Annotated in this window: 6 protein-coding genes and 1 pseudogene; all 7 read left to right on the plus strand. The window is 39.7% G+C overall.

Annotated features, from left to right (window positions below; genetic code table 11):
• Window positions 1-786: 786 nt before the first annotated feature.
• Window positions 787-2,838 (plus strand): DUF4329 domain-containing protein, encoded by a 2,052-nt coding sequence (locus GA0116948_RS20450; RefSeq protein WP_108675073.1) that lies wholly within the window; start codon window positions 787-789, stop codon window positions 2,836-2,838.
• Window positions 2,835-3,473 (plus strand): hypothetical protein, encoded by a 639-nt coding sequence (locus tag GA0116948_RS20455; protein WP_089715702.1) that lies wholly within the window; start codon window positions 2,835-2,837, stop codon window positions 3,471-3,473. The genes GA0116948_RS20450 and GA0116948_RS20455 overlap by 4 nt, the downstream gene beginning before the upstream one ends.
• A 261-nt stretch (window positions 3,474-3,734) precedes the next feature.
• Complete coding sequence (locus tag GA0116948_RS20460; RefSeq protein ID WP_089715705.1) at window positions 3,735-4,220, plus strand: hypothetical protein; 486 nt, start codon at window positions 3,735-3,737, stop codon at window positions 4,218-4,220.
• An 860-nt stretch (window positions 4,221-5,080) separates the two neighbouring features.
• On the plus strand, window positions 5,081-5,791 hold the full coding sequence (locus tag GA0116948_RS20470) for a hypothetical protein (protein ID WP_123891883.1): 711 nt from the start codon (window positions 5,081-5,083) through the stop codon (window positions 5,789-5,791).
• Between the two features lie 381 nt (window positions 5,792-6,172).
• Window positions 6,173-8,428 (plus strand): RHS repeat-associated core domain-containing protein, encoded by a 2,256-nt coding sequence (locus tag GA0116948_RS20475; RefSeq protein WP_089715710.1) that lies wholly within the window; start codon window positions 6,173-6,175, stop codon window positions 8,426-8,428.
• A 6-nt stretch (window positions 8,429-8,434) separates the two neighbouring features.
• Window positions 8,435-8,893 (plus strand): hypothetical protein, encoded by a 459-nt coding sequence (locus tag GA0116948_RS20480; protein WP_089715712.1) that lies wholly within the window; start codon window positions 8,435-8,437, stop codon window positions 8,891-8,893.
• A 118-nt stretch (window positions 8,894-9,011) separates the two neighbouring features.
• Window positions 9,012-9,236: pseudogene (locus GA0116948_RS20485) on the plus strand (ISNCY-like element ISSydi1 family transposase); the annotation flags it as partial.
• Between the last annotated feature and the right edge of the window lie 70 nt (window positions 9,237-9,306).

Here is a 9,306-nt window from a genome sequence, read left to right on the forward strand (position 1 = left end):
TATTAGCTTGTTGCTGTTCCATCGCTTTGATTTTTGGTAAGAAGCTAAAATAATAATCTTACCTAAATTCAGTTTTTAACTTCCCGGAGGGACACCATTGGACAGCAGATAGAAGTTTTTTACAGTGAAAAATACAATTGGTATATTTTGAAAGGCGATGGCTATGAAAATTCGGAAAAAACAGGAATGCAACTGTCTGTCATATTGTTTATTATCGGACTCTTATATTTAATTAAAAATATCACTCAAGAAGTGAAGTTCAAAAGAAGGAGTCAATAAATTTAAAGAAAAGCATGAATAATAAATTGCAAAACGAGATCATAAATATTTAGTGAGTTATATACGATAAAGTACGAGTTGAACTTGACCTAAAAATCAGGACACCTAATTAATAATACTTTGTTAGGAGTTAAATAACCTGTGTCATTTAATAATTCAGCGATCAATCTGATTTAGTTAGAAAGTGATATTTTTTCTGATGATGATCGGTATATTCTGCCACGGAAAATTGGGTAAGAAGTATCCCATACTACTTGATCTCATGAAAAGATTAATTATAACACCGGTTTTACCAACCCCCAGTATAATGGCAATATCTCTGGCGTAACCTGGAAAGGTTTTAATGCACCCATCGCAAGGGCATACGGATATGGCTATGATGCGGCCAGCCGCCTTACCAGCGCCGACTTCAGGCAGCAGAACGACGGCAGCACAGACTATACCAACGATAAAGTGGATTTTACCGTGAGCAGCCTTTCTTATGATGGAAATGGCAACATCCTTTCCATGAATCAAAATGGTTTGAAGGCAGGCCAAATTACGGCGGTAGACCAGTTGCATTACAAATCCATTGATAGTTCCAATAAGTTGCAATATGTATGGGACGGCATATCCGATCCAACAAGTACCCTGGGTGATTTCCATGAGCCGGCCGCAAATAAAACCAGTAACCAAACAGGTACTGCAGATTATACCTATGACGGCAACGGCAACCTGGTAGCAGACCAGAATAAGGCCATCAGTACCATTGCCTATAATCACCTGAACCTCCCCCAGCTAGTGACTATTACCGGCAAAGGAACTGTACAATTTGTGTATAGTGCCGCCGGTGATAAATTGAGGAAAATAGTAACGGATAATACCGTCAGTCCTGCCAAAATAACGACCACCGATTATATCAGTGGCATCGTGTACCAAAATGATACGCTTCAGTTTATCCCTCACGAAGAAGGCCGGGTACGCCTGGTGTTGAAAACTGGCCAGGCCCCCCAATATGTCTTTGACTATTTCTTAAAGGACCACCTGGGCAATATCCGGGAAGTGCTGACCACCACCAGTGATACAGCCATTTACGCCGCCACCCTGGAAACGCGCAACAGCGCGGTGGAAAATGCCTTGTTCAGCAATATTGATAATACCCGGACTGCGCTGCCCACCGGTTATCCCGCGGATGGCACGACCAATCCCAATGCTTATGCCGCCAAGCTCAATGCCCAAAGTGGACAGAAGACCGGACCTTCTATCGTGCTACGTGTAATGGCGGGGGATGTGATCACCATCGGCACAAAAGCATATTATACCAATACCGGGGCTAATACCCGCTACGCCTCTACTGCGGACATGATCACCTCTTTGCTCCAGGCATTTGCCTCCGGCGGACAAGCAGACGGTGCGCACGTGCCTACGGGAAGCAGCTCCCCTATGTCATCCACTACTATGAACAGTACCGTGTTTGATCAGATTAAACAGACCCCGGGTAGTGAAGACAACGCGAGCAAACCTAAAGCCTACCTGAACTTCGTATTGTTTGATGACCAGTTCAATATGGTGAGCAGTAACAGTGGAAACCGGCAGGTACAGGCATCGCCGGGGGCGCTGCAAACGCTGGCCGTTAGTCCGATGACTATTAAATCAACCGGGTTTATTTATATTTACGTGAGCAATGAGAGTGGGCAGGATGTGTATTTTGATAATTTAGTGGTAAACCATACCAGTGGGCCATTGCTGGAGGAGACGCATTATTATCCGTTTGGGTTGACGATGGCGGGGATTAGTTCGAGTGCACTCAAAGGGGCAAATTACTCCGCGAATAGAATCAAATACAATGGGAAGGAATTACAAAATAAAGAGTTTAATGATGGGACTGGGACTGAGTGGTATGATTACGGGGCGAGAATGTATGATGCTCAGATAGGAAGGTGGCATACGATAGACCCACTTGCAGATAGTATGAGAAGGTTTTCTTCATATGGTTATGCGATAGATAATCCTTTACGCTTTATTGACCCTGACGGAAGGATGGTATCAAACCCTGGAGACAAGTTTAAATCAATAGCTGAAGCAGTCAAAGATTTTGCGATGCTCTATAATGATAATTCCATAGTTGAAGGAAGGGAATATGGCACAACAATCTATAAAGCAACTGATGAGAATGGGAAAGCTTATTTTAGTTACTCAATTCCAAATGCAGCTGGAGATGCCCAGGTAACAGTCAGTGATGCACCCCAAGGTACTACTTCTGTAGCTGACGCACACACTCATGGAAACGCAATAAGCGGAAACTCATATTCTGATAACAATTTCTCCCAACATGATACAAAGAAAAATGATAGGACAGGAATGGTCGGTTATGTTGCAACACCTAATGGATCACTGAAAAAGTATGATCCCAAAACTAAAGAAACTTCCATAGTTAGTACAGAGATTCCTAGTGATCCCAACGACAAGACAAGGCAAAATGGGCAAAGTGCTATTATTTTCAATAAAAATGAACCTAAATTTGAAATCCAAACAAATCAACCAAAAACTATTTTCGAGATATTAAGATTACCAATATGAAATATATACTACTAGTAATACTGTTATGTGTTACACAACTTGCTTGCTTGGAAAAGAGTAGGAAAATAGAAGTAATGGCTGATAAATTTAGTCCACTAATACCTAATGACACGTCAGTTCAATACTTTTCCCAAGATACAACTTCAGGTTCTTATGGATCTTGGACTGATGACATTCTTTTTAAACTGAGGGAACCGGTTCTGAAAAAATATACCGGTAGGGGAGAATTTATAAGGTTTATCTGGTTGCGCTCTTTTGAGAATCCAATAGTAATACGTGTGAATAAGTTTACCGATACCATATATGCAAATATAAAGGAGTTCGATATCAGTTCTGAACAAAAAGGGATTATAAAAGATACAATTATAAATCTCGGTGCAAAAGATTGGAATGATTTTGTAGGTACTCTTACTAAAAATGGTTTTTGGAATAACCCTTCAGAAAATCCTTCTGATGCAAAGGATGGAGTTATATGGTATCTTGAAAGTAGTGTAGGGAGGCATTATAAATTAGTGGAAGGTTGGGATGGAGGGCGGTTGACATCTCACTTACTCAGAAGCTATCTTGATCCGCTTATTTATTTTGCAAACGAGTACGTGGATCTTTCAACAAAAAAAGCCAGGTACCGAAAGTAAAAGTAATGTAATAGGCAGCCCCTGATGTTCTGAGTATTGTGCGGAGAGGTAACTCAGGACACATATTTATAAACCATTTAGTAACAGTAAAAAGCCGCTGGTTGAACCTGTGGCTTTTTATGATTTTAATTTTTTAGCAGTGGTAGTGAAAGCTACCTGCACCTTATTATGGAGAGATTCCGTATACCGGTAGGAGAATCTCAGAGGATATGATGCAGGATATTTAAATTCTTATATCCCAGGCGGGGATAAATAATAAATATGAAGACAACAATTTCTATATGGTTTTTAGACATTGTCATTATCCTTATAGCAGGATGTACAGATCCGTATGTTGGCTTGAATTATCAACGCTATGTTATGGGAAAAATAAACAATGATTTAATTTATTGTTATCGTTTCGGATGGGGGGTGGATGGTATGGTATATTATATTAGTAAAAAGAAAGATCCCTGCCTTGGATTTAGCGTCGAGCAAGATGTTTGTTTGGGCAAAGGTGAAAGTATTATTTACTTTCAGGTCACGCACGATACACTAAATCTTTATACGAACACAAAAGCGACTAAACCTAAAATTTTTCCGGGAATTATTAAAATGATGTATTATGATAATGAATCCTATCATCTTTTCGAGGATTCCTGGAATAAGCATAGGTTGAGCAAAGTTGTTTTTGATACAGCAACTTTTGTGAGTCCCTGTAATTTGATTTATGATTTATCTACAAAGGTTATGCGAAGAGTGGATTAGAAACTCTCTGAAATAAAATCATTATTAACCATTTGGATTGACAATGAGGGGGATCTCATCTAATGCGTCGAAGGGGTCAAATTATCAGGAGAATAGGGTGAAGTATAATGGGAAGGAATTACATAATTAGGAGTTCGGAGATAATTCTGGATTAGATTGGTACGACTATGGTGCCAAAAACTTTGATCCTCAAATCGGTAGGTGGATTACTATTGATCCGCTTTCAGAGAGGATGCGGCGTCACTCGCCCTATAATTACGCTTTCGATCACAATTAAAAAATGTTAAGGGATTACCAAGTAATAAAATTTTACAGGATGCCTTGGATGTATTGGATAAAGCCCGAGCAAACGGCGGGCAAAAAGAAGAAGCATCGCTCGTCAACATAAACGGTTACGTAGTGGAGTCTGTTACAGGTCCTGATCCTACTATTAAAGACAATGTACAAAGTCCCAATAAAGTTTTGCCATCAGTATTTCCGAATGAAAAGACAACGGACGTGCAAGCCACTATCCACTCTCATACGATCAAGCCCCTAGTAGATGGTGACGTAGATTATAGCCAATCAGCAGAAGCCTCGAGGCAGTAAAATAAACTGTTTAAAGATCCTAATTTTTAAAGTTTATTTTACAGCCTCTTATTTAATCAGCTTATCTTCGTTTTAAATTTTATTGAACATGTAATTAAAGTGCCGATTTCTTTTATTACAGGTAAAACAAGCTTTACAAGCTGATAAAAGTGAAAAATTAGCCAGTTACACTTCTTAATAAATATATACCACCATTCCCCTAAATACTATTTGTTTTACTTTTGCTTTTGTTTAAAGCTAATGCTCAACAAGAACATGATAAAAAAATAAAAATGAATGCAACAAAAATAACAATGAAAGAAGCTGAGGAGCTTTTATCATCAAATAAGCATAAGGCAATTGTTCCTAAAGTCTTGAAGTATTTGAAAGCCGAAAAAGCTTTTATCCTTAAAAAGGATGAAAGAACAATTATTTTTTACAATGATAGGGATGTGAAAATTATTCCTTTTGCCGAATTATTTAACTATATCATAGAAATGGATAGGGTGTTTCTAAGTGACCCAAAGCCGGAAGAAGTAATATTAAATGTTGTTTCCAATATAGAGAAGTTTAAAAAACTCTTTAGAGTGCCTGATGAAAAATTTACTTACAGTATAGATGTTTTAAAGCATGTTGATAAAATGTATTCTAAGCTTGAATCAGAAGGAGTAAATGAAGCTGAAATGTTTTATCCTCTTGTATCTTATTGCGGCGAACTTCTTATCAGGCTTACAAAAGGAAATTGGCAAGTTGGAAAAAATAATTCCGGCAAACCAGTACCTATTATTAAAGGAGAAGATGGTAAAGTGTATGATCCCTATTTTTCAATATCTGAAATTCTGGTAAATGGGCATAAGCCATATTCTTTTCAAGTCGCAATAAAAAGCCAGTTAGAAGAAAATAAACTAAAGCTTGCAAACCCTGCAAAAAACATACCTCTTGAAAAAATTATATTGAATGATGGTAAGACATTATCAGAAGCAATAAACAAAAAGTCGCAGTAATGCGGATTTTGTATTATACATTAGTAAGCACACTGCTCAGGGGAGTGCAAAATAAACTGTGCCATTTAATAGTTCGTTAATAATCTGATCTCGTTAGGAAGTGATATTTTTCTGATGATGATCGGTTATATTCTGCCGCGGAAAATTGGGTAAGAAGTATGCCATACTACTTGGTCTCATGAAAAGATTAATTATAACACTGGTTTTACCAACCCGCAGTATAATGGCAACATCTCCGGCGTAACCTGGAAAGGTTTTAATGCGCCCATCGCAAGGGCATACGGATATGGCTATGATGCGGCCAGCCGCCTTACCAGCGCCGACTTCAGGCAGCAGAACAACGGCAGCACAGACTATACCAACGATAAAGTGGACTTTACCATGAGCAGCCTTTCTTATGATGGAAATGGCAACATCCTTTCCATGAATCAAAATGGTTTGAAGGCAGGGCAAATTACGGCGGTAGACCAGTTGCATTACAAATCCATTGATAGTACCAATAAGTTGCAATATGTATGGGACGGCATATCCGATCCAACAAGTACCCTGGGTAATTTCCATGAGCCGGCAGCGAATAAAACCAGTAACCAAACAGGTACTGCAGATCATACCTATGACGGCAACGGCAACCTGGTAACAGACCAGAATAAGGCCATCAGTACCATTGCCTATAATTACCTGAACCTGCCCCAGCTAGTGACTATTACCGGCAAAGGAACTGTACAATTTGTGTATAGTGCCGTCGGTGATAAATTGAGGAAAATAGTAACGGATAATACCGTCAGTCCTGCCAAAATAACCACCACCGATTATATCAGTGGCATCGTGTACCAAAATGACACCCTTCAGTTCATCCCCCACGAAGAAGGCCGGGTACGCCTGGTGTTGAAAACCGGTCAGGCCCCCCAATATGTCTTTGACTATTTCTTAAAGGACCACCTGGGCAATATCCGGGAAGTGCTGACCACCAAAAGTGATACAGCCATTTACGCCGCCACCTTGGAAACGGGCAACAGCGCGGTGGAAAACGCCTTGTTCAGTAATATTGATAATACCCGGACTGCGCTGCCCACCGGTTATCCCGCGGATGGTACTACCAATCCCAATACTTATGCCGCCAAGCTCAATGCCCAAAGTGGCCAGAAGACCGGGCCTTCTATCGTGCTACGTGTAATGGCGGGTGATGTGATTACTATCGGCATAAAAGCATATTATACCAATACCGGTGCGAATACCCGCTACGCTTCTACTGCGGACATGATCACCTCTTTGCTCCAGGCATTTGCCACCGGCGGACAGGCAGACGGTGCGCACGTGCCTACGGGAAGCAGCTCCCCGATGTCATCCACTACTATGAACAGTAGCGTGTTTGATCAGATTAAACAGACCACGGGTAGTGAAGACAATGCGAGCAAACCTAAAGCCTACCTGAACTTCGTGTTGTTTGATGACCAGTTCAATATGGTGAGCAGTAATAGTGGAAACCGGCAGGTACAGGCATCGCCGGGAGCGCTGCAAACTTTGGCCGTTAGTCCGATGACTATTAAATCGACCGGGTTTATTTATATTTACGTGAGTAATGAGAGTGGGCAGGATGTGTATTTTGATAATCTGGTGGTGAATCATAGCAGTGGGCCATTGCTGGAGGAGACGCATTATTATCCGTTTGGGTTGACGATGGCGGGGATTAGTAGTCATGCGTTAGGGAAGCTGGATAACAAGTACAAATATAATGGGAAGGAACTGCAAAATGGAGAATTTGCAGATGGAAGTGGCTTGGAAGAATATGATTACGGGGCAAGGATGTATGATCAACAGTTAGGGCAATGGCATACGATTGACCCATTAACAGAAAAAATGCGAAGATGGAGTCCATATACTTACGGAGCCAATAATCCAATCAAGTTTATTGATGTAGACGGGATGTTTTTTGATGATTATTATAGCAAAAGGAATGGTAAGTTTCTCGGAAGTGACGGAGCATCGTCTACCAATATGCGATTAATAGACGATGATAAGTTTAATGAAATTAAAAGCAACAATCAAGGAACAACCAATGATGAAGCTACAGAACAGCTGCAGTCATCCGATGCCAGTAGTATTATTAAAGTTGATGATGCAAAAATTCAGGCAGATGTGCAAGCCGTTGGAGACTTGTCAATTCAAGATGGGGTAGAACATCAGGCGTATCTCTATCTTGACAGGAGCAATGCTACTATTTCTTCCACGGCGGGTGCTACAGGAACCAATGGTGAATCGACGGTATCATCCTTTCCTGCCCCCTCACAGGGATTAAATTATATAGATTCGAATGAAAAGCCGCGGAATAAAATTTTAATAGGTCAAGTGCATGGTCATCCCGAGTCTACTTCAACCGAGACTTATACAGAGAAAACGATGTCGCCTAAAGACAAGCATACCGCGAGTGATTTACAAATCCCTATTTACGGTGTAAATGCAATGTTTGGAAAGGGACATGTTGGAAAGTCATCCAATATAAACAGGGCAAATCCTGACGGGACTATTACTCGTATTGTTGGAGCAACTAGTGGAACAGAAAATCATACAATCAAGAAAACATTTAATATAGGAGCCGATGCATTAAAAATATGGGGAAAAAGCGGCACACCAAATTAATAAGCTATGAAAAAAATAATTATTGTATCTATAATATTTATTTTCACCCAATTCACAGTTCGCGCTCAATCTCAAAAAATATGGTACATTCTTCCAGATAGTGTTGAAGTACGCCTTAATCGCTACATATTAACATCTATTCCAAAACAGGAAGTACAAAAATTATTTTTCTTATTAAAAAGGGATTCCCTAAACTCTTATAATATCACTGTTATCCCTTTAACGCATAATACTGATTTGAACATTATTCGATGGGTTGAAGATTCAAATCGTTATGTTTTGGTAAATAAAAATTTATACCCATTGTTACTTGATTACGATTTTATATTTGGCACCCCTGAATACAATAATATCGGCGAGTTTGGTCAACGTGAAGGTAGTATTAAAAAGATATATCTGATCCCCCATAGATATACCATTTATTTTAAAATGAATGGTTCAGTATTGAAGGAAGAAAATTGGTGAGAATATCCACAGTAGTTGGAAGAATATACATGGGTATTGATTAATTAGAGTCTGCCTATTAATTACAACTTATTAATAATCAATTTATTGTGGAATAATTATTGTTATTTAAGGGTCTATGAAAATGCATTTATTCGAGCCACTACGTTTAAAGTTTTCCAAACCAGATTGGGCTAGAAACCCGGAGTTTGGATTATTGGATACCGTTTTGGAGCAACATCCTGAGTTGATTAAGGTAGCAGCAGAAGACGTGTTGCGTGGTTGTGTGCAAAGTGAGTTTGGTCGTCAGGATATGCCGAGTGTAGAACAGATTGTGCTAACCTACAAAGCGGCATTGCACCGGATGAACAAATATTGACTATCCAAGCCTATGATGCAAACGATCGCGTAATAAAAGTTAGCAAACAGATAAA

Source organism: Chitinophaga costaii (assembly GCF_900094705.1).
Classification (GTDB): Bacteria; Bacteroidota; Bacteroidia; order Chitinophagales; family Chitinophagaceae; genus Chitinophaga; species Chitinophaga costaii.

What these genes read in the sequence shown, in the direction of transcription:
- GA0116948_RS20450 (WP_108675073.1), top strand. Translation starts at nt 787, where the DNA reads ATGAATCAAAATGGTTTGAAGGCAGGCCAAATTACGGCGGTAGACCAG.
- GA0116948_RS20455 (WP_089715702.1), top strand. Translation starts at nt 2,835, where the DNA reads ATGAAATATATACTACTAGTAATACTGTTATGTGTTACACAACTTGCT.
- GA0116948_RS20460 (WP_089715705.1), top strand. Translation starts at nt 3,735, where the DNA reads ATGAAGACAACAATTTCTATATGGTTTTTAGACATTGTCATTATCCTT.
- GA0116948_RS20470 (WP_123891883.1), top strand. Translation starts at nt 5,081, where the DNA reads ATGAATGCAACAAAAATAACAATGAAAGAAGCTGAGGAGCTTTTATCA.
- GA0116948_RS20475 (WP_089715710.1), top strand. Translation starts at nt 6,173, where the DNA reads ATGAGCAGCCTTTCTTATGATGGAAATGGCAACATCCTTTCCATGAAT.
- GA0116948_RS20480 (WP_089715712.1), top strand. Translation starts at nt 8,435, where the DNA reads ATGAAAAAAATAATTATTGTATCTATAATATTTATTTTCACCCAATTC.